This window comes from Streptomyces sp. NPDC033178 (assembly GCF_055577685.1).
Map to the genome: position 1 here is coordinate 21,887 of NZ_JBVIPT010000012.1, position 20,844 is coordinate 42,730.

Below are 20,844 nucleotides of genomic sequence, written 5' to 3' on the forward strand. Positions count from 1 at the left end.
ATGGGGATGCACGGAGCGGCACACATTGTCTGGGACTGGAACGGAACCCTGTTCCACGACAACACGGCGATCATCGGCGCGACGAACGCGGCGTTCGCCGAGCTGGGGCTGGAACCGATCACGCTGGAGAGGTACCGGGAGCTGTACTGCGTACCGGTCCCGAAGTTCTACGAGCGGCTGATAGGGCGGCTGCCCACGGACGAGGAGTGGGAGGTCATGGATATGACCTTCCAGCGGTACTACACCGAGCACCGGGTGGGCTGCGGCCTCACCGACGGGGTGCCCGGACTGCTCGCGGAGTGGGCGTCGGCCGGTCGCAGCCAGTCGATCCTGAGCATGTACGGGCACGACGAGCTCGTCCCGTTGGTGCGGGGGTTCGGGATCGAGCCCCACTTCATACGGGTCGACGGGCGGACCGGGCCGTCCGGGGGAAGCAAGGCCGAGCACATGGTCCGCCATGTGGGAGCGCTGACGGGCGTGGAGCCCGCTCGTACGGTGGTGATCGGGGACGCGGCGGACGACGCGGTCGCGGCGCTGCACGTGGGGGCGCGGGCCGTGCTCTACACCGGCGGGTCGCACAGCCGGGCCAGCCTTGAGGGGGTCGGGGTGCCGGTCGTGGACAGCCTGGAGGAGGCCGTCGCGGAGGCCGAGCGGTTGGCGGCCTGAGGCTTCGTCCCCCAGGGCTCGAGGTCTCCAGGTCCCCAGGCCCCAGGCCTCCGGGGTGTGGAGGGGTTGGCGTGGCGTGGTGGGTGCCGTGTGTCCTGGGTTGCTCGCGCCGTTCCCGGCGCCCCTGACGGGGCGCGGGAAACTGTGCATAGTGTCAAAAAGGGAGACCCTCTTTTGTACACATACGGCTCATGACGGGGGCCCCGTGGAGAGCGATAGCCTTGTGCCGTGATCAGCGCGATACGTCGCGGGGGCCTCGTTGCCCCTGCCCTGCGCCCGGAACGCACGGACGACATCCGTGACCGGGCGGTCGCTGGTCTCCCCGGGCGAGGAAGCGCAGAAAACGCCGCATACGCGGCAGGCGCAGGTGCACCGAGAGCAGCGTCACAGCCTCCGGAGCGGCCAAGAATGGCCGATAACGCCCCGCTCATCTCTCATCGCGGCATAGCGTCGAACGAGACCGGACACCCCGCGTCGCGGCGCTACGTCACTTCACGTTCTACGACGTCACGCAACGGCGCGCGACAGGAGCCAGAGGACAATGCAGACCAAGCTGGACGAAGCCAAGGCCGAGCTGCTCGAACGGGCCGCCCGGGTAGCTGAGAACAGCCCGGTCGGGGGGAATCTTCACCTGCCGACCGGGAAGACGGGCGCGAGCGCTCCCGACCAGGACACCCTGCTCGCGTTCCTCCAGCGCTACTACCTGCACACCGCCCCCGAAGACCTCACCGACCGAGACCCGGACGACGTCTTCGGAGCCGCCTTCTCGCACTACCGGCTGGCCGAGAACCGACCTCAGGGCACCGCCAACGTAAGAGTCCACACCCCGACGGTCGAGGAGAACGGCTGGACCTGCAGCCACTCCGTCGTCGAGGTCGTCACGGACGACATGCCCTTCCTCGTCGACTCCGTGACCAACGAGCTGTCCCGGCAGGGGCGCGGGATCCATGTCGTCATCCACCCGCAGGTCATCGTGCGGCGCGATCTCACCGGCAAGCTCATCGAGGTCCTGAAGACCCGGCCCACCGGCGACCTGCCCCACGACGCCTTCGTCGAGTCCTGGATCCATGTCGAGATCGACCGCGAGACCGACCGCGCCGATCTCAAGCAGATCACCGCCGACCTGGTGCGCGTCCTGTCCGACGCCCGTGAGGCAGTCGAGGACTGGGAGAAGATGCGCGACTCCGCGCTGCGCATCGCGGACGAACTGCCCACCGAGCCGACCGCCGACGACCTGCGCGACCAGGAGGTGGAGGAGGCCCGTGAGCTGCTGCGCTGGCTCGCGGACGACCACTTCACCTTCCTCGGATACCGGGAGTACGAGCTGCGCGAGGACGACTCGCTCGCCGCCGTTCCCGGCACCGGACTCGGCATCCTGCGCTCGGACCCGCACCACGCGACCGACGAGAGCCACCCGGTCAGCCCGTCCTTCGAGCGGCTGCCCGCCGACGCCCGCGCCAAGGCCCGCGAGCACAAGCTGCTTGTCCTCACCAAGGCCAACAGCCGCGCCACCGTGCACCGGCCCTCCTACCTCGACTACGTCGGCGTGAAGAAGTTCGACGGGGACGGCAACGTCGTCGGCGAGCGCCGTTTCCTGGGCCTCTTCTCCTCCGCCGCGTACACCGAGTCCGTACGCCGTGTTCCCGTCGTCCGGCGCAAGGTCGAGGAAGTCCTCAAGGGCGCGGGATTCCTGCCCAACAGCCACGACGGGCGCGACCTCCTCCAGATCATGGAGACGTACCCGCGCGACGAGCTCTTCCAGACCCCGCCCGACGAGCTCCGGGCGATCGTCACCTCCGTCCTCTACCTCCAGGAGCGGCGGCGGCTGCGGCTCTACCTGCGGCAGGACGAGTACGGGCGCTACTACTCGGCGCTCGTCTACCTCCCGCGCGACCGCTACACCACCGGCGTGCGCCTGAGGATCATCGACATCCTGAAGGAGGAGCTCGGCGGCATCAGCGTCGACTTCACCGCCTGGAACACCGAGTCGATCCTCTCCCGGCTGCACTTCGTGGTCCGGGTCCCGCAGGGCACCGAGCTGCCCCAGCTCAGCGACGCCGACAAGGACCGCATCGAGGCGCGGCTCGTCGAGGCCGCCCGCTCCTGGGCCGACGGTTTCGCCGAGGCACTGAACGCGGAGTGCGGCGAGGAGCACGCCGCCGAACTGCTGCGCAGGTACGGCAACGCCATCCCCGAGGGCTACAAGGCCGACCACAACCCGCGCACCGCGGTCGCCGACCTGGTCCACCTGGAACAGCTCGGCAACGGCAAGAACTTCGCGCTCAGCCTGTACGAGCCGGTGGGCGCCGCCCCCGGCGAGCGCCGTTTCAAGATCTACCGCACCGGCGAGTCGGTCTCCCTCTCCGCCGTCCTGCCGGTCCTCACCCGGCTCGGCGTCGAGGTCACCGACGAGCGCCCGTACGAGCTGCGCTGCTCGGACCGTGCGTCCGCGTGGATCTACGACTTCGGCCTGCGCCTGCCCAAGACGGGCAGCGGCAACGGCGACCACCTCGGTGACGACGGCCGCGAGCGGTTCCAGGAGGCATTCTCGGCGACCTGGACCGGGCAGGCCGAGAACGACGGCTTCAACTCCCTCGTCCTGAGCGCCGGGCTGAACTGGCGGCAGGCGATGGTGCTGCGCGCCTACGCCAAGTACCTGCGGCAGGCCGGTTCGACGTTCAGCCAGGACTACATGGAGGACACCCTCCGCAACAACGTCCACACCACCCGGCTGCTCGTCTCGCTCTTCGAGGCGCGGATGTCGCCGGACCGCCAGCGCGCCGGCCTCGAACTGACCGACGCCCTCCTGGAGGAGCTGGACGCCGCCCTCGACCAGGTCGCCAGCCTGGACGAGGACCGGATCCTCCGCTCGTTCCTCACGGTCATCAAGGCGACCCTGCGTACGAACTTCTTCCAGGAGGCGGGCGGCGGCGAGCCGCACACGTACGTCTCCATGAAGTTCGACCCGCAGGCCATCCCGGACCTGCCGGCGCCGCGTCCGGCGTACGAGATCTGGGTGTACTCGCCGCGCGTCGAGGGCGTCCACCTTAGGTTCGGCAAGGTCGCGCGAGGCGGGCTGCGCTGGTCCGACCGGCGTGAGGACTTCCGGACCGAGATCCTCGGCCTGGTCAAGGCGCAGATGGTCAAGAACACCGTCATCGTGCCCGTCGGCGCCAAGGGCGGCTTCGTCGCCAAGCAGCTGCCCGACCCGGCCGTGGACCGCGACGCCTGGCTGGCCGAGGGCATCCGCAGCTACAAGACCTTCATCTCGGCGCTGCTCGACATCACCGACAACATGGTGGCCGGCGAGGTCGTACCGCCCGCCGACGTCGTACGGCACGACGAGGACGACACCTACCTCGTCGTCGCCGCGGACAAGGGCACGGCGACGTTCTCCGACATCGCCAACGGCGTCGCGGAGAGCTACAACTTCTGGCTCGGGGACGCCTTCGCCTCCGGCGGATCGGCCGGCTACGACCACAAGAAGATGGGCATCACCGCCCGCGGTGCCTGGGAGTCCGTCAAGCGGCACTTCCGGGAGCTGGCCGTCAACACGCAGACCGAGGACTTCACGGTCGTCGGCGTGGGTGACATGTCCGGTGACGTGTTCGGCAACGGCATGCTGCTCAGCGAGCACATCCGCCTGGTCGCCGCCTTCGACCACCGGCACATCTTCATCGACCCGCACCCGGACGCGGAGACGTCGTACGCGGAGCGGCGCAGGCTGTTCGAGCTGCCGCGCTCCTCGTGGGCCGACTACGACAAGGAGCTGCTGTCGCAGGGCGGCGGCATCTTCCCCCGTACGGCCAAGGCCATCCAGCTCAACAGCCACATCCGCGAGGCCCTCGGCATCGAGGGCAACGTCGCCAAGATGACCCCCGCCGACCTGATGCGGGCGATCCTCAAGGCACAGGTGGACCTGTTGTGGAACGGCGGCATCGGTACGTACGTGAAGGCGTCGACCGAGTCGCACGCGGACGTCGGTGACAAGGCCAACGACGCGATCCGCGTGGACGGCGCCGACCTCAGGGTCAAGGTCGTCGGCGAGGGCGGCAACCTCGGCCTCACCCAGCTCGGCCGCATCGAGTTCGCGCAGGCCGGCGGCAAGGTCAACACCGACGCCATCGACAACAGCGCGGGCGTGGACACCTCCGACCACGAGGTGAACATCAAGATCCTGCTCAACGCGGTGGTCGCGGACGGCGACATGACCGTCAAGCAGCGCAACAAGCTGCTCGCCGAAATGACGGACGAGGTCGGCGACCTCGTCCTGCGCAACAACTACGCGCAGAACACGGCCCTGGCCAACGCGCTCGCCCAGTCCAAGGACATGCTCCACGCCCAGCAGCGCTTCATGCGCCACCTGGTCCGCGAGGGCCATCTGGACCGGGCGCTGGAGTTCCTGCCGACCGACCGGCAGATCCGGGAGCGGCTCGGCACCGGGCAGGGCCTGACCTCGCCGGAGACGGCCGTCCTCCTCGCGTACACGAAGATCACGGTCTCCGACGAGCTGCTGCACACGTCGCTGCCCGACGACCTGTATCTGCGGGGCCTGCTGCACGCGTACTTCCCGACCGCGCTGCGCGAGCAGTTCATCGAGCAGATCGACAACCACCCGCTGTCGCGCGAGATCGTCACGACCGTGCTGGTCAACGACACGGTCAACACCGGCGGTACGAGTTTCCTGCACCGGCTCCGCGAGGAGACCGGGGCCTCGCTTGAGGAGATCGTCCGGGCGCAGACCGCGGCCCGCGCGATCTTCAACTCCAGCGAGGTGTGGGACGCCGTCGAGGCGCTCGACAACACGGTCGACGCGGGTGTCCAGACCCGGATCCGGCTGCACTCGCGGCGGCTCGTCGAGCGCGGGACGCGGTGGTTGCTCAACAACCGGCCGCAGCCGTTGGAGCTCGCCGAGACGATCGACTTCTTCCGGGAGGGGGTCACGCGGGTCTGGGCCGAGCTGCCCAAGCTGCTGCGGGGTGCGGATCTGGAGTGGTACCAGCAGATCTACGACGAGCTGTCCGGGGCCGGGGTGCCCGACGAGCTCGCCCAGCGGGTGGCCGGGTTCTCGTCCGCCTTCCCGTCGCTCGACATCGTGGCGGTCGGGGACCGGGTCGGCAAGGACCCGATGGACGTCGCGGAGGTCTACTACGACCTTGCCGACCGTCTGCGGGTCACTCAGCTCATGGACCGCATCATCGAGCTGCCTCGCGCGGATCGGTGGCAGTCCATGGCTCGGGCGTCCATCCGGGAGGACCTGTACGCGGCGCACGCCGCGCTGACCGCGGATGTTCTTGCCGTCGGTGACGGGGGGTCCACGCCTGAGCAGCGGTTCAAGGCGTGGGAGGGGAAGAACGCGGCGATTCTTTCCCGGGCGCGGACGACTCTGGAGGAGATCCAGGGGTCCGAGGCGTTCGATCTCGCGAATCTGTCGGTCGCGATGAGGACGATGCGGACGATGCTGCGCACGCGGACGTAGTTCCTCGTGACCGGGAAGGGGCGCCCTGCGGGTTGGGGGCGCCCCTCCTTTTTTCGCCCCCGCCGCCCCTACCCATTCCCATCCCTGGGGGCTCCGCCCCCAGACCCCCGCATCGCGCTGCCGCGCTCGTCCTCAAGCGCCGGACGGGCTGAGAGGTGGGCGGGGGTGAACGTGGGTGGGTGGGTTGGCCGGGGTGGGTGGGGATCGGCCTGAACGGCCTCGTCCTCAAACGCCGGACGGGCTGGATGTGTCGGCCCGGGCTGCGAAGTATTCAGCCCCTCCGGCGTCCGAATCTTCAGCCCTCCGGCGTTTGAGGAGCGGGGGGTCGGGGGCTGGCCCCCGAAAAGGGACGATGGGGGTCCCCCCGCTCGAGCGAAGCCGAGAGTGGGGGAGGGTAGGGGCGGCGGGGGCGAAAAGGTCCCCGGAGCAACCCGGGCCTCTCGATCAACATCTACCTAAGTGGCCCCCAAGCGGCCTACACCCCGTACAGGGTCCAGCGAGGGACACTTAGGATAAATAGGATGAACGAGGAATCGCTTCGCGCGCCGGACGTGTCCGTGGTCGTGATCGTCTACAACGACGAGACACGGCTGGTCACAGCCGTGCGCTCCGTGCTGGAGCAGACCCTGCGGAACGTCGAGGTCGTGATCGTGGACGACCGGAGCACGGACGGGTCGTACGACGTGGCAAGGGGACTGGCCGCCGAGCACCCCGGCCGGGTGAGGGCCTTCCGGCTCGACCGGAACAGCGGAGGGTGCGGGGCTCCCCGCAACCACGGCATCGCCCAGGCACGCGGCACGTACGTCCTCTTCCTCGACAGTGACGACGTACTGGAGCGCAACGCCTGCCGGAACATGCTGGAGGCGGCCGAGACGACCGGCGCCGACCTGGTCTCCGGGATGTGCGTGCGGGTGCACGTGGACTCGCGCAACGGCAAGGAGGTCAAGTGGTACCCCTGGCTGTACGCCCGCACCCGCACCCTGGAGTCCATCTCCGAGCTGCCCGACCTGCTGGTCTTCGACACCCTCTCGACGAACAAGTGTTACAGGAGAGAGTTCCTCGTTGAGCAGGGGCTCGAATTCCCCGTTGGCATTCACTACGAAGACCTGCTCTTCTCCGCTCAGGCCTACGCCGCCGCCCGCCGGATCACCCTCATCCCGAACCGCGTCTACGACTGGAACGTCGTCGACAAGGCCGCGACCAAGTCGATCAGCAACCGGCGTGCCGAGATCGCCAACTTCGCGCACCGGATGGAGATCCATCGGCGGGTCGATCAACTCCTCGCGGACAAGGGTCTGCTGGAGCTGAAGTTCCACAAGGACGTCAAGTTCCTCAAGCACGACCTGGTGCTTCATCTGCGTGACCTGCCGTTCCGGGACGCCTCCTACCGGGAGGAGTTCGCCGCGATCGCCCGCGACTACCTGGAGTCCATCGACCGCGCCGCCTTCGACGAGGTGGAGCCCATCCACGCCATCTGCGCCTATCTGCTGCAGAAGAGCGACTGGGACAACCTCCTGCCGGCCGTGGACACGCTCACCAACCGCGACAAGATCTCCGCGCCGATGGTGGAGCGCGACGGCCGGATCTACTGGTGTGCGGAACACCTCGACGACCCACTCGACGGCGACTTCGCCCGGCACGTCCTCGACGTCACCGAACTCGGCTATCACGCCAAGCCCGTCGAGAAGATGTTCCTGCGCAACGTTCTGACCGGGTACGAGGAGGCCGCGGGTACCGTTCGGCTCGCCGGGCTCATCACCAATCCCCTTGGCGTCGTTCCGTCCGGCGCCCGGCTTAGCGGCGAGCTGGAGTTCGCCGCCCGTCGCAAAGGCGTGCGCTTTCAGGTCTTCCGCTTCCCCGTCGCCACCCTGCGGCACGAGGGCGAGGCCATCGCCTGGGAGGCGTCGGCCGACCTCGCGCGCAGGCTGCGGCCGCTGGGCATCGTGGACGCGGTGTGGGACGTACGGCTGCATCTCGACGTCGACGGCGCCCGCACCACCACCCGCCTCACCGCCTCCGAACCCGGCCTGGCCGACGGGCGGTTGCCCGTCCGGCCCCGGCTCACCCGGCTGGTCGCCGACCACGTCACGCCCGAGATCTCCTCGCGCGGCCATCTCTCCTTCCGGATCGTGACCCGCGAGAAGGTGGACGCGCTCGTCGAGCGGGGTGTGCGGGGCGCGCCCGGCCGGTTCGCCAAGTCCGGGTACCGGAAGGCGAAGGCGGTGCGCAGGAAGCTCACCTCGGGTGACACCAAGATCCGCCTCTACCACGAGGTGTTCAGCCGGCTGCCCGTGAAGAAGGGGCTCGTCGTCTTCGAGAGCCACCTGGGCCAGCAGTACAGCGACAGCCCGAAGGCGATCTACGAGGAGATGCGGCGCCAGGGGCTCGACTTCGAGGCCGTGTGGTCGTACACGGGCAGCACTCCTTCCGGGTTTCCGGCCGACGCCACTCTCGTGCGCCGCTGGTCGCTGCCCTATCTGAAGGCGCTCGCGCAGGCCGAGTTCTGGGTCGACAACCAGAGCTATCCGCTGAAGCTCACCAAGCGGCCGGAGACCACCTACCTCCAGACCTGGCACGGCTCGGCGCTCAAGCGGATGGGCTTCGACGAGCCCGAGTGGAAGCTCAGGTCCCGGCCCGAGCAGGCCGAACAGCAGCGCACCCTCGACCGCTTCGACCGGTTCCTGATCCGCTCCGAGCACGACGTACGCACCCTCGCCCGGGCGTTCCGGCTGAAGGAGAAGACGCTGTTGCGGGTCGGCTACCCCCGCAACGACGACCTCGTGCGGGCCAGGAAAAGGGAAGAGGAAGTCGGCCTTCGCGAACGGGTCTCGCTCGCCGCCGAGTTGGGGATTCCCGACGACAAGGCCGTACTGCTCTACGCGCCCACCTTCCGTCAGCACGGGGGCAGGCAGCGGCGGTTCGAGCTGCCCTTCGACGTGGAGCGGTTCGCCGACACGTTCGGCGACCGGTACGTACTGCTCGTGCGCTCGCACTACCTCAACCACGTCGTGCTCCCGCCGTCCGTGCGCGGGCGCGTCATCGACGTATCGGCACACCACGACGTGACCCCGCTGCTCGCGCTCGCCGACGGGCTGATCACCGACTACTCGTCCGTGATGTTCGACTACGCGCTCCTCGGCCGGCCGATGTTCTTCTTCGCCTACGACTACGAGGAGTACGTGCACGAGGGGCGCGGCACCTACTTCGACCTGCTGGAGCGGGCGCCGGGGCCGGTCGTGCGCACCGAGGAGGAGCTGCACACCGCCCTCGCCTCCCTGGACGAGCAGGCCGTGAAGTACGCGGAGGCGCGGGAGGGGTTCGTGGCGGAATTCGGCGAGTACGACAAGGGGAACGCCGCCCAGAGCATCGTCGACCAGTTCTTCGCGCAGTGGAGGCGTGGATGACCCTCGTGAGCACCGATCCGCAGCGGGACGTCTTCTTCGTCTCCAACAGTGTCGACGAGCTGGGCGGAGTGACCAGTTGGTCGCACCAGATGGCCCGGCTCCTCACCGGGCGCGGGCATCGCGTCCACGTCGTCGGCATCACCCCGCCCGGCGTCGTGCAGGAACTCGGCGAAGTGCCCTACCCGATGACGACGTTGTACGCCGGACAGCCGCCGCGTCCCGGCCGGGCGCGTGAGGCGAGCATGCGCGAGCAGGCCGTCAGGCTGACCGCGCTGTTCCGGGCGGCGCGGCCCGGCGCTGTCGTGATCGTCACGCAGGTGTGGGCCATGGAGTGGGTGGCGCAGGCCGACACCCGCGGGCTGACCGTGATCGGCATGAGCCACGAGTCCTTCGAGTACTCGAAGGCGTCCTCGCGCTTCCAGCGGGTGCGGAAGTACTACAAGGACGTCGACCGGATGCTGGCGCTGACCCGCGAGGACGCCGACCTGTGGATCGGGCAGGGCATGAACAACGCCTCGTATCTGCCGAATCCGCTGCCCTTCATGCCCGAGGTGCCCTCGCCGCGCACCGAGCAGGCGGTCGTCAGCATCGGCCGGCTGCACGACCAGAAGGGCATCGACATGCTCCTCGACACCTGGGCGGAGGTCGCGCCGCGCCACCCCGACTGGCGGCTGCGCATCTACGGCTCGGGAGAGGACGAGGAGATCCTGAAGAAGCAATGCACGGCTCTCGGACTCGACAGCTCCGTGGACTGGATGGGCCGTACGAGCGATGTGCCGGGGGCCCTGCGCGGCGGTTCCGTCTTCGTCCAGTCCTCCCGCGGCGAGGGCTTCCCGCTCGCCCTCATGGAGGCCATGGCGACCGCCGTGCCCTGCGCCGCCTTCGACTGCGCCCCCGGCGTCCACGAGATCGTCCACGACGGCGAGGACGGCCTGCTCGCCACCCTGGGCAACACCGGTGAACTGGCCCGCCGCCTCGACACGTTGATGTCCGACAAGGAGCTGCGGGACAGGATGGGCGAGGCGGCGAGGATCAACATCCAGCGCTATACGACGGACGAGATAGTGAGGAGATGGGAGGACCTGTTCGCGTTCCTGGAGCGGTGAACCTCTCGTACTCCTTCAGCACTTCCTCCGTCGGCCCGTCCAGACGGAGCTCGCCGCGTTCGAGCCACAGCACCCGGTCGCAGGTGTCCCGGATCGACTTGTTGTTGTGGCTCACCAGGAACACCGTCCCGGCGTGCTTGCGCAGCTCCCGGATTCGGTCCTCGGACCGCTTCTGGAAGGAGCGGTCCCCGGTGGCCAGGGCCTCGTCGATCATCAGTACGTCATGGTCCTTGGCCGCGGCGATGGAGAAACGGAGCCGTGCGGCCATCCCGGACGAGTACGTCCGCATGGGCAGCGTGATGAAGTCGCCCTTCTCGTTGATGCCGGAGAAGTCGACGATCTCCTGGTACCGCTCGCGCACCTGTTCCCGGGACATTCCCATCGCCAGGCCGCCGAGATGGACGTTGCGCTCGCCGGTCAGGTCGTTCATCAGGGCGGCGTTCACACCGAGCAGTGAGGGCTGCCCGTCCGTGAAGATCCGCCCGTGCTCCACCGGAAGCAGTCCGGCGACGGCCTTGAGCAGCGTGGACTTTCCGGACCCGTTCGTGCCGATGAGCCCGATCGCCTCCCCCCGGTACGCCGTGAAGGAGACCGCCTTCACGGCGTGCACCTTCCGCACACCCGAGGCCTGTTCGGTCTTCTTCCGGCGCAGGATGCGGTTGAGGGCGGCGGTGGCGCTGCCGCGGCCCGCCCCCGTGCCGTTGACGCGGTAGACGATGTCGACGCGGTCGACGACGACCGTGGGGACGGGTTCGGTCGCGACGGTGGGGACACGGTCCGCGACGAGGATGGTGGGGGCGGGTGTGTTGTCGGGATCAGCCACGGCCGTACGTCTCCTCTGCCTTCCAGAAGTAGATGAAGCCGCCGACGCCGGCGAGCAGCGCCCAGCCGACCGCGAGCGCCCACACGTGGTGGGGCAGCTGGCTTGCGTGGAAGGTGTCGATGAGCGCGAACCGCATGAGGTCGATGTAGACCGCGGCCGGGTTGCACTCCAGCGCGACCAGCACGATGTGCGGCATGTCCTGGTGGGCGGTGAGCACCTTGTCGATGCTCCACATGACACCGGACACGTACATCCAGGTGCGCAGCACGAACGGCATCAGCTGTGCGATGTCCGGCGTCTTCGCGCCCATCCGGGCCATGATCATCGCCACGCCCGCGTTGAACACGAACTGCAGTGCCAGGGCGGGAACGGCCAGGAGCCAGGACGCACTGACGGGCACACCGACGCAGAGCAGGATCACGAACAGCGCGGCCATCGAGAACAGCAGCTGCTGGAGCTGTTGCAGCGCGTACGACACCGGAAGCGCGGCCCGCGGGAAGTGCAGGGCGCGGACCAGACCCAGGCTGCCGGAGATCGCCCGGGTGCCCGCCATGATCGAGCTCTGGGTGAACGTCCACACGAAGACGCCGGTGACCAGGAACGGGATGTAGTCCGGGACGCCGCGGCTCGTGCCCATGAGCTCGCCGAAGATGAAGTAGTAGACCGCCGCGTTCAGCAGGGGCGTGGCCACCTGCCAGACCTGGCCGAGCTTCGCCTGGCTGTACTGGGCGGTGAGCTTGGCCGTGGCGAACGCCGTGATGAAGTGCCGGCGCGCCCACAACTGGCGGACGTACGCGGTCAGCGGCGGGCGGGCGCCGCTGACCGTGAGGCCGTAACGGGCGGCCAGCACCGCGGCGTCGTCGGGCGGGGCGGCCGATGCCGGCACCGGGTCGGATGCCGGGGGCGGTGTGTGGAGGACCTGACTCACATCCGCTGCTTTCGCTCGGAGCGCGGGGCTCGTGGGAGGAGGTGCATGGGAGGAGGGTGCGAACGGGGTGTGCGAACGCTTCCTTTACGTCGCTACGGGCCCGTCTTTACCCGTACCTGGGACCCTCTTTACGTCGGGACGGAACCGTATCGTCGTCACGTGAGCGTAGGCCGATCTCACGTCGGAACGCAACCGTTTCGTCGTGACGCCCCTATGCTGTTCGGCATGACGACGAACGCCGACGGGGCCCCAGAGGGCCCGCAGCAGCCGCGCCGCCGGACTCCCGCCGGGGCGGCGGTGCTCCGGGAGGACGTGACGGAGGCCATCAGGGCGGCCGTCTTCGAGGAGCTCGCGGCCGTCGGATACGCGCGGATGTCCATCGAGGGGATCGCGCGCCGCGCGGGCGTGGGCAAGACCGCGGTGTACCGCCGGTGGCGTTCCAAGCTGCACCTGGTGCTCGACCTGGTGTCGGCCGTCGCGGTGCAGGGGCTGCCCGCTCCCGACACGGGCTCCCTGGAGGGCGACCTGCGCCTCCTGTACGAGGTCACGTCACGGGCCCTGCGTCACCCTGTCGCCTCGCAGATCATCCCCGACCTCCAGGCCGAGGCCGCCCGCAACCCGGACATCGCCGAGGCCATGCAGAAGGCCCTGCGGGAGGGGCAGGAGGGCGTCGCCAGCGGCATCGTCGCCGCGGCGGAGCGGCGCGGCGAGGTCCGTACGGGCATCGACGACGAGCTGGCCCTCGACCTGATCTCCGGACCGCTGTACTGGCGCTCGGTGGTGATCCGCAGCCCCAAGCTGCCCAAGGGGTACCTGGAGAGCCTGGCCCGGGCCACGGCGGTGGCGCTCAAGGCGTTGTAAGGACGGTGTAAAGGCAGCTGTAAGGCGTCGAAGGGTGTCGAAAAGGCGCCGCCGGGTCACGAAGTCCGGGTTCACGTGCGGGTAGTGGAAGTCGGCCGAGACTGGTCCCGTTCATGCCAGGGAGCCGTGTATCGTCGCAGCTCGGCCCGCCTTGTGGGGTGCCCCGGCAAGGGGCGTCAACCCCGTAGCGTCCGGATCGTTGTCATCCGGGCCTCACTTTCGAGGCCCTCGGGGGCGCATACTGGACTGACGATGACGAAGCCATCCGCGCCCCGGCGCCACCTGTCCACCAGTCCCTTCAAAGCTCCGGTTGTCCCGGTCGCCAAGCACTTCGCCCTGGGTGACCGTGTTACGCACGACCAGTTCGGCCTGGGCAGGATCGTCGGCGTCGAGGAGGGCATCGCGATGCTCGTCGACTTCGGCTCCCGCCAGGCCCGTATCGTCAGCCCCTACACCCGCATGGACAAGCTCTGACGGATCCCGTCAGTACACCCGTCAGGCACTCGCCGCGGCCCCGGACGATGTCCGGCCCGCGGCGAGCACGTTTCTGGACTTTCTGAACCGGTCTTCCGAACCGGGGCGGCCCCGGTTCCCAGGCCCCTGGCGCCTAACCCCGCCGGGCCTCGGGATGGAGCCGCACCCACCCCTCCCAGGCCGACGTGATCATGTCGTGGACGTCGTACTTGGCCTTCCAGGCCAGTTCCGCGGCGATGCGGTCGGCGGAGGCGACGACGCGGGGCGGGTCGCCGGGGCGGCGCGGGGTGACAGTCGGGGCGAGCGTGTGGCCGGTGACCTCGTTGATCCGGTCGATCATCTCGCGGACAGAGACGCCCTCACCGCGGCCGATGTTGAGGGTCAGGTCCGTGCCGGGCGCGGCGGCCAGCCGGCGGGCGGCCGCCACATGGGCCTCCGCGAGGTCGGCGACGTGGATGTAGTCGCGGACGCACGTGCCGTCGGGGGTCGGGTAGTCGTCGCCGAAGACACGCGGGGGCACGCCCTCCGTGAGCTTCTCGAAGACCATGGGGATCAGGTTGAAGACGCCCGTGTCGGCCAGCTCCGGCGCCGCGGCGCCCGCCACGTTGAAGTAGCGCAGGGAAGCCGTCGACAGACCGTGGGCGCGGCCGGTGGCGCGGACCAGCCACTCGCCCGCCAGCTTCGTCTCGCCGTACGGGCTCATCGGCACACAGGGTGTCTCCTCGGTCACGAGGTTGACGTCCGGCATGCCGTACACCGCTGCGGAGGACGAGAACACGAAGGACGGCACCGCGGCGGCCGTGACCGCCTGCAGCAGCACCCGCAGCCCCTCGACGTTCTCGCGGTAGTAGTGCAGCGGCAGGTCCACGGACTCGCCGACCTGCTTCTTCGCCGCCAGATGGACGACACCCGTGACGCCGTGGTCCTTGAGCGCGCGGGCCACCCGCTCCCCGTCCAGGGTCGAGCCGACGACCAGCGGCACCCCGTCGGGCAGGCGCTCGGCGATCCCGGTGGACAGGTCGTCGTACACCACGGCCCGTTCGCCCGCCTCGGTCATCGCACGGACGACGTGCGCCCCGATGTAGCCGGCGCCGCCGGTGATCAGCCAGGTCATGTATCGGCCGTCCCCTCGTGTGTCGGTTGGTCTGTCGGTCGGTCGAGCCGACTGTCAGTGAAGCAAACGCCTCATTCTGCGGCGCACCACGGTGGTCATTCCACGCCAACCGGGCGCCAGTCGCAGCGCGAGCGAGCCCGCGTGGGTCGCGTACGGCTGGACGAGCAGCAGCCCGTGCCGGCCGTTGGGCACGACGGACCGGCGCAGCAGGCCCGGACCCGCGACGGCGTGCGCGGTCGTCTCGCGGCTCGTGCCGTCGTGGAAGCGCAGGTGAAGGCGCAGGTCCCAGGTGCCGGAGCCGAGCGCCGCGAGGTCGACGGCCGCCTCGGCCGTCCAGGAGTCGGTGCCCCCGTCGTTGCCCGGGCCGTCGTCGACGGGATCGGGGTCGTCCGGCAGGAACCGGGCCGTCATCGTGAGCCCGACCGCCCCGTCGTGCCGGTTCACGAACTCGGCGTCCACGGTCGCCGGCGACGCGTCCGCCATCCGCCCGTACAGCTCGTGCAGGCGCAGCCGCAGTCGGGTGCCGCGCGCGCGTGGCCGCAGTTCCGCGTCGACGGCCACGGGGAGGAGGCGTACGGGCCGGAACAGGAGGTGTTCCAGGGTCACTTGGGTCAGGTCGGCGGACCAGACCGGCGTGCCGTCCGCGAGCCGTGCGTACGGCGGCCGCAGCCGGGCCGGGCGCGCCGCGACCTCCTTGACCCGGGTCAGGTCGCGGGGCTCCTCGGAGGCCGTCACGACCTGCGCGACGACCCGGCCGGGCGCCGGTGCGAGCGCGAGGTCGGCCGCGTCGAACGTCGCGAGGTACGCCCGCGTGAGGGCCCACCACTCGCTCCGGTACCCGGGACCGCGCTGGTCGAGTTCGCGCGCGTACATCCGCAGCGAGTGGTCGAGGAACCGGGCGCGCGTCGCCCGCGCCAGCCGCTTCTCACCGGCGGCGAGGAGGATGTCGTACGAGAGGGCGTGGGCGGTGATCCTGGACCGCCAGTTGCCGACGCCCGCCCGGTCGAGCGAGATCGACAGCCGCTCGGCGCCGCGGCGCACGTGCCAGACGTACACCGTGTCCGGGATCAGCGCGATGCGCGGACCGGCGGCGAGCACGCGCGCGGTGAAGACGAAGTCCTCGTAGGGGAAGCGTCCTTCGGGGAAGCGGATGCCGTGCTCGCGCAGGAAGTCGGTGCGGTAGAGCTTGTTGACGCAGAGGGTGTCGTGGACCAGGTGCGTGCGGCGGGACGGGTGCTTCACCAGGGCGCCCTTCGCGTACAGCTCGGGCTGCCAGGGGACCTCGCGGCCGGACGGCAGCTCGCGGCGCACACACAGACCGGCGGCGACCTCCGCCCCGCGCCCGGCCGCCGCGTCGAGGAGCGCGTCCACCGCGCCGGGCGGCAGGACGTCGTCGCTGTCCAGGAACATCACGTACGGGGCCGTGGCGGCGTCGACGCCGTCGTTGCGGGGGCTGCCGCAACCGCCGCTGTTGACCTCGCGGCGGAGCACCTTCAGGCGCGGTTCGTCGAGGGCGAGGCGGTCCAGGAGGTCCGCGCTGCCGTCGGCCGAGCAGTCGTCCACGGCGATCACCTCGCGGACGGCGGGCCCCTGTGCGAGGGCCGAGCGCACCGCGTCCGTCACATGGGCGGCGTCGTCGTACCCGATGACCACGACGCACACCTGTGACCGGTGGGGAGGTATGGCTTGGATGGGTCGCATGGCTTCCACAGGGCGAAATGGTGACTGGTGTAGGTAATTTTCCGTTAAGAGGTACTTACTGTCTCGTGGGGAAGATGACGGGAATTGTGTGAGGGTTCCGTCTCGGCTGATCGAATTCCCGCGGACCTGACTCCGGCCGGCCGCGTTCCGGCGGTCCACAGACGGCGGAAGGAGAGCGCCGCGGCCCCGACGAGCAGTCCGTTGCGGACGAACATCAGCAGGGTGCCGGTCCACGTGCAGTCCATGACGTCCCGGTACAGAACCGGGTACGCGAGGGCGCTGGCCGCCGCGGCCAGCGTGATCAGCACGGCCACCGGACGCTGTGAGGTGTGCCGCGAGGTCAGACACACCGCGGCCAGGCCGAGCAGCCACACCAGGTACTGGGGGCTGATCACCCGGCTCGTCACGGTGAACAGGAGCACGGCACAGAGCGCGGCGTCGTACGGGGTCGCCGGCGTCCAGTGCCGGGCCCGCAGGCGCCACAGCAGCAGGGCCCCGAAGGCGACGACGGTGAGTGCCAGCGACGCCGCGGCGATCGTGGAGACGTACGGCCCCGTGAACTCCATCGCCCCGTACCGGTAGCGCACCTGTCCCGGCCAGCCGGCGTGCCGGGCGAAGGAGAGGGCCGTTCCGCCGAGCGACTCGATCTGTACGCCCCGGCCGCCCTGCTGCCGCAGGAAGTCGAAGGGGTCGCGGAAGAGCGCGGCGAGCGCGAGGAGCAGTACGCCCGCGGTGACGGCCGCCGAGGTCCACACCTCCCTCGTCGTACGCCCCCTGGGAGTGCCGATCAGGATCAGTGCGGGCCACACCTTCACGAGAGCGCCCAGTGCCGCGAACGCGCCGCACGCGCGCGTGGAGCGCGAAAACGTCAACAGGGCGATGACGGCAAGGGCGGTGACCTGCACGTCGTAGCGGGCGAGCGGGAGGTGCAGGAGGAGGGGGAGACCCCCGATCCACAGGGCCGCGCCGCGCAGGCTGCGGCCCGTCCGGGTGCCCGCGCGCGTGAGGGCGACGGCGACCAGGGCGTCGGCGGCGAGCGCCAGGAGCACGAACGCCTGGAAGTACGTCAGCCCCGGCAGCAGCCCGGGGGACAACAGGACCGGGCCCGCGCCCGGCGGGTACTGCCACAGCCGGTCGCCCGAGGGGAACGTGCCGTGGGCGAGCACGCCGTACCAGCGGGCGTACAGCTCGTGCACCTCGCGCGCGACACCGCCGATGCCCAGCGGGGCGTGCCCGTCCCGGGCGAGCAGCCAGAGCATCAGGGCGCGGGTGGTGAGCCAGCCGACGGCGACGAGGAGGAGACGGGGCTTCATCCAGGGCTTCACCCGACGGATCGTAAGCCGCAAGAAGGCATATAACGTCTGATGACGGGTCAATCACGCAGGAAGGCTGACTAATAGCACAAAATCTGGTGCATGGTCGTCAAGCGTCCGCAGGTTGCCGTCGCCGTGCTCGTACCCGTACTCGTCATGTTCGGGATCGGTCTCTGGGGGATCGATCGTGGCGGGATGTGGCGGGACGAGGCGGTCACCTTCCAGGTGGCCCGGCGCTCGCTCCCGCAGATCTGGCAGCTGCTGCACTCCGTGGACGCGGTGCACGGCCTCTACTACCTCCTCATGCACCCCGTCCTCGCCCTCCACCCCGGAGAGGTCGCCCTGCGCCTCCCCTCGCTCTGCGCGGCCGCCGCGACCGCGGGCCTGGTCGCGGCCCTGGGCGCCCGCCTCGCCCGCCCGAGGGTGGGCCTGTGGGCGGGCCTGCTGTACGCCGTGACCCCGATGGCAGGGCACTTCGCCCAGGAGGGCCGTTCGTACGCACTGGTCGCCGCCGGGGTGGCGGCGTCGACGCTGCTGCTGGCACGGGCGGCGACGGCCGACGCGGACGGGACCGGGAGCGGGGGCGGAGACGGGAGCGGGGATCAGGAGGACGCGCCCGTGGGCCGTCTCGCCCGGCACGCGCGCGTGGTCGGCTGGTGCGCGTACGGAGGGGTCGTCGCCGTCACCGTCCTGCTGCACGAGTTCGCCGTACTGATCCTGCTCGCGCACGCCGCCACCCTGGCCCTCGCCCGCATGTCCCGCCGTGTGTGGCGCGACTGGGCCTGCGCCGCGGGTGCCGTACTCCTCGTCCTGCTTCCGCTCGCCCTGATCTCCAGCGGCCAGGCGGACCAGGTCGCCTGGCTCCGGCCCCCGGGCGGCGGCACCGTCGAGCGCCTGCTGCGCTCCTTCACGGGCCCGACCCAACTGGTCCTCGGCCCGTATCTGCTGCTGATCGCCCTCGCCCTGCGCATCCCGCTCACCCCGCCCGCCCGCCGCGGCGAACTCTCCCTCCCCACGGTCGCCCTGCCGCTGCTGCTCCTCCCGCCCGCGGCCCTCATCGCGGTCTCCCGCCACTGGCCGCTCTACGACGACCGCTATGTGCTGTACGCGCTGGCCGGGGCGCCGTTGCTGGCGGCGGCGGGGGCGGAACGGCTGGTCCTGGCGGCACGCAGGGCGGGGCTTGCGCGGCGCGAGGGCGACGGCCTGATGCGAGGCTTGGGGGGCGGTCCCGGTGTCGCTCCCGGTGCCGATTCCGCTGCCGATTCCGACTCCGATCCCGGTCTCGTACGAGGCTTTCGCGTGCCGTACGCCGCCACGTTGGCCGGCGTGCTGGCCATCGGCCTCGCCTTCGTCTCGCAGCTCCCCGTGCTCCGGGAGGACCGGGACCCCGCCCGCCGCCCCGACAACCTCGCCGTCGTCTCGGCCGCGGCCGCCCAGCGGATGAGCCCCGGCGACTCCGTGCTCTTCCTGCCGTCGCTCGGCAGGCGCTCCGCGCTGGCGTACCCGAAGGGGTTCCAGGGCACGCGGGACATCGCGCTTGAGGAGCCCGCACCCGTCTCCGGCACGCTCTACGGGCGCGAGACCGGCCCGGACGAACTGCGCCGCAGACTCGCCGGCCTGGACCGCGTATGGGTGGTCGCCGAGCCGTACGCGCTGAAGTCGGCCTGGTATCCGAGCGATCCGACCGAGCGGGTCAAACTCACCGTCGTGGGCGAGGAGTTCGTGCCGCGGGCGGAGTTCGTACGGAAGGGGTCGATTCTGCGGCTGTACGTGCGGAGGGCTCCGACGATGTGAGGGGCGGGGGCGCGGCTGGTGATGTGTGCCCGGTGCCCGGTGCCCGGTGGCGGGTGGCGCGTGGGCGGTGGTTACGCGCCGCAGCCCGGGGTCTCCTCCAGGGCCGCCGCGTCCAGTGCGTTCGTGAGCTTGTCCAGACGTGCGCGCAGTTCGAGGATCTCGTCCAGTTCGAAGGTCGTCGCGGCGGCGATCCGGCGCGGTACGCGCAGTGCCTGCTCGCGCATGGCCGTGCCCTCGTCCGTCAGCCCGACCACCACGGACCGCTCGTCGCGCGCACTGCGCTCACGTCGTACGAGGCCGGCCGCCTCCAGCCGCTTCAGCAGCGGCGACAGCGTGCCGGAGTCGAGCCGCAGGTGCTCGCCGACCTTCTTCACGGGCAGCTCGCCGTGCTCCCACAGGACGAGCATGACCAGGTACTGGGGGTAGGTGAGCCCCAGGTCCTTCAGTACGACCCGGTACACGCCGCCGAAGGCACGGGAGGCCGCGTTCAGGGAGAAGCAGATCTGCTGGTCGAGGCGGAGGAAGTCCTCGTCCCGTGCGGGGTGCTGTACGGAGGGGTCGGGTGCGGGCGTCGTGGTCATGGTTCCAGGATACCTCCAAGTGCGTCATTTAGTTGTGCACAACTTAATTGTGTGCTCTACTTGTGGCCGTGAGGGGGGCCGGCCAAGGCCCGCCGATACGACGTTGACCCTGAGAGGGATGGTTTTCATGGACGCGCTCTACACCGCTGTCGCCACCGCCACCCACGGCCGTGACGGCCGGGCCTACAGCTCCGACGGCAAGCTCGACCTGGAGCTCGGTATACCGGTGGAGATGGGCGGCAACGGTCAGGGCACGAACCCGGAGCAGCTGTTCGCGGCCGGTTACTCGGCCTGTTTCGCCAGTGCGCTCGGGCTGGTCGGGCGGGCGGCGAAGGTCGATGTCAGTGACGCGGCGGTGACTGCCGAGGTCGGGATCGGCAAGCAGGGGGAGGGTTTCGCCCTTGCTGTCACGCTGCGTGTGGAGCTGCCGGAGTCCGTGGACGCCGAGACCGGCCGCAAGCTGATCGAGCAGGCCCACCAGGTGTGCCCGTACTCCAACGCGACCCGGGGCAACATCCCGGTCGAGCTCGTCGTCGAGTAGCAGCTTTCCTCGCCCCCGCCGCCCCTACCCGTCCCGTCCCTGGGGGCTGCCGCCCCCAG

The 20,844-nt window shown here is 70.0% G+C and carries 14 protein-coding genes; 8 read left to right on the forward strand and 6 right to left on the reverse strand.

Going from position 1 to position 20,844, the window contains the following annotated elements:
• The 4 genes from ACZ5VQ_RS27810 (at position 1) to ACZ5VQ_RS27825 (ending at position 10,655) form a co-directional block, all read left to right on the forward strand.
• Positions 1 to 666: an HAD family hydrolase gene (locus ACZ5VQ_RS27810; protein WP_469107274.1), complete on the forward strand. Its 666-nt coding sequence runs from the start codon at positions 1 to 3 to the stop codon at positions 664 to 666.
• Between the two features lie 541 nt (positions 667 to 1,207).
• Positions 1,208 to 6,145, forward strand: a complete 4,938-nt coding sequence (locus ACZ5VQ_RS27815; protein ID WP_469107275.1) for an NAD-glutamate dehydrogenase — start codon at positions 1,208 to 1,210, stop codon at positions 6,143 to 6,145.
• Between the two features lie 521 nt (positions 6,146 to 6,666).
• Positions 6,667 to 9,549, forward strand: coding sequence for a bifunctional glycosyltransferase/CDP-glycerol:glycerophosphate glycerophosphotransferase (locus ACZ5VQ_RS27820; RefSeq protein ID WP_469107276.1), 2,883 nt, complete (start codon positions 6,667 to 6,669; stop codon positions 9,547 to 9,549).
• Positions 9,546 to 10,655 (forward strand): glycosyltransferase, encoded by a 1,110-nt coding sequence (locus ACZ5VQ_RS27825; RefSeq protein WP_469107277.1) that lies wholly within the window; start codon positions 9,546 to 9,548, stop codon positions 10,653 to 10,655. The genes ACZ5VQ_RS27820 and ACZ5VQ_RS27825 overlap by 4 nt, the downstream gene beginning before the upstream one ends.
• On the opposite strand, the gene ACZ5VQ_RS27830 is transcribed toward ACZ5VQ_RS27825, so the two are convergent.
• Both ACZ5VQ_RS27830 and ACZ5VQ_RS27835 read right to left on the reverse strand, forming a co-directional pair.
• Positions 10,582 to 11,445, reverse strand: a complete 864-nt coding sequence (locus tag ACZ5VQ_RS27830) for an ABC transporter ATP-binding protein (RefSeq protein ID WP_469107487.1) — start codon at positions 11,443 to 11,445, stop codon at positions 10,582 to 10,584. The genes ACZ5VQ_RS27825 and ACZ5VQ_RS27830 overlap by 74 nt on opposite strands.
• A 25-nt stretch (positions 11,446 to 11,470) precedes the next feature.
• A complete protein-coding gene (locus tag ACZ5VQ_RS27835) occupies positions 11,471 to 12,406 on the reverse strand; it encodes an ABC transporter permease (protein ID WP_469107278.1) in 936 nt (311 codons plus the stop codon).
• A 225-nt stretch (positions 12,407 to 12,631) separates the two neighbouring features.
• On the opposite strand from ACZ5VQ_RS27835, the gene ACZ5VQ_RS27840 reads away from it, so the two are divergent.
• Both ACZ5VQ_RS27840 and ACZ5VQ_RS27845 read left to right on the forward strand, forming a co-directional pair.
• The gene (locus ACZ5VQ_RS27840; RefSeq protein WP_143632749.1) at positions 12,632 to 13,267 is read left to right on the forward strand and encodes a TetR/AcrR family transcriptional regulator; all 636 of its coding nucleotides are present in this window, start codon (positions 12,632 to 12,634) and stop codon (positions 13,265 to 13,267) included.
• A 252-nt stretch (positions 13,268 to 13,519) separates the two neighbouring features.
• On the forward strand, positions 13,520 to 13,741 hold the full coding sequence (locus ACZ5VQ_RS27845; protein WP_055517933.1) for a hypothetical protein: 222 nt from the start codon (positions 13,520 to 13,522) through the stop codon (positions 13,739 to 13,741).
• Positions 13,742 to 13,874: 133 nt separating this feature from the next.
• On the opposite strand, the gene galE is transcribed toward ACZ5VQ_RS27845, so the two are convergent.
• The 3 genes from galE to ACZ5VQ_RS27860 are packed head-to-tail and all read right to left on the reverse strand — an operon-like array spanning position 13,875 to position 17,869.
• Positions 13,875 to 14,855 carry a UDP-glucose 4-epimerase GalE gene (galE, locus tag ACZ5VQ_RS27850; protein WP_469107279.1) on the reverse strand — a complete coding sequence of 327 codons (981 nt, stop codon included), beginning with the start codon at positions 14,853 to 14,855 and terminating at the stop codon, positions 13,875 to 13,877.
• Positions 14,856 to 14,909: 54 nt separating this feature from the next.
• Positions 14,910 to 16,556 (reverse strand): glycosyltransferase family 2 protein, encoded by a 1,647-nt coding sequence (locus tag ACZ5VQ_RS27855; RefSeq protein ID WP_469107280.1) that lies wholly within the window; start codon positions 16,554 to 16,556, stop codon positions 14,910 to 14,912.
• 44 nt (positions 16,557 to 16,600) lie between these two features.
• A complete protein-coding gene (locus ACZ5VQ_RS27860; protein ID WP_469107488.1) occupies positions 16,601 to 17,869 on the reverse strand; it encodes a glycosyltransferase 87 family protein in 1,269 nt (422 codons plus the stop codon).
• A 102-nt stretch (positions 17,870 to 17,971) separates the two neighbouring features.
• Here ACZ5VQ_RS27860 and ACZ5VQ_RS27865 point away from each other — a divergent pair, with 102 nt between their 5' ends.
• Positions 17,972 to 19,663 (forward strand): glycosyltransferase family 39 protein, encoded by a 1,692-nt coding sequence (locus tag ACZ5VQ_RS27865; RefSeq protein ID WP_469107281.1) that lies wholly within the window; start codon positions 17,972 to 17,974, stop codon positions 19,661 to 19,663.
• Positions 19,664 to 19,734: 71 nt separating this feature from the next.
• Here ACZ5VQ_RS27865 and ACZ5VQ_RS27870 read toward each other — a convergent pair whose 3' ends face one another.
• Positions 19,735 to 20,244, reverse strand: a complete 510-nt coding sequence (locus ACZ5VQ_RS27870; RefSeq protein ID WP_362085894.1) for a MarR family winged helix-turn-helix transcriptional regulator — start codon at positions 20,242 to 20,244, stop codon at positions 19,735 to 19,737.
• Between the two features lie 127 nt (positions 20,245 to 20,371).
• Between ACZ5VQ_RS27870 and ACZ5VQ_RS27875 the strand changes: the two genes are divergently transcribed.
• A complete protein-coding gene (locus ACZ5VQ_RS27875) occupies positions 20,372 to 20,785 on the forward strand; it encodes an organic hydroperoxide resistance protein (RefSeq protein WP_055614076.1) in 414 nt (137 codons plus the stop codon).
• Positions 20,786 to 20,844 lie beyond the last annotated feature (59 nt).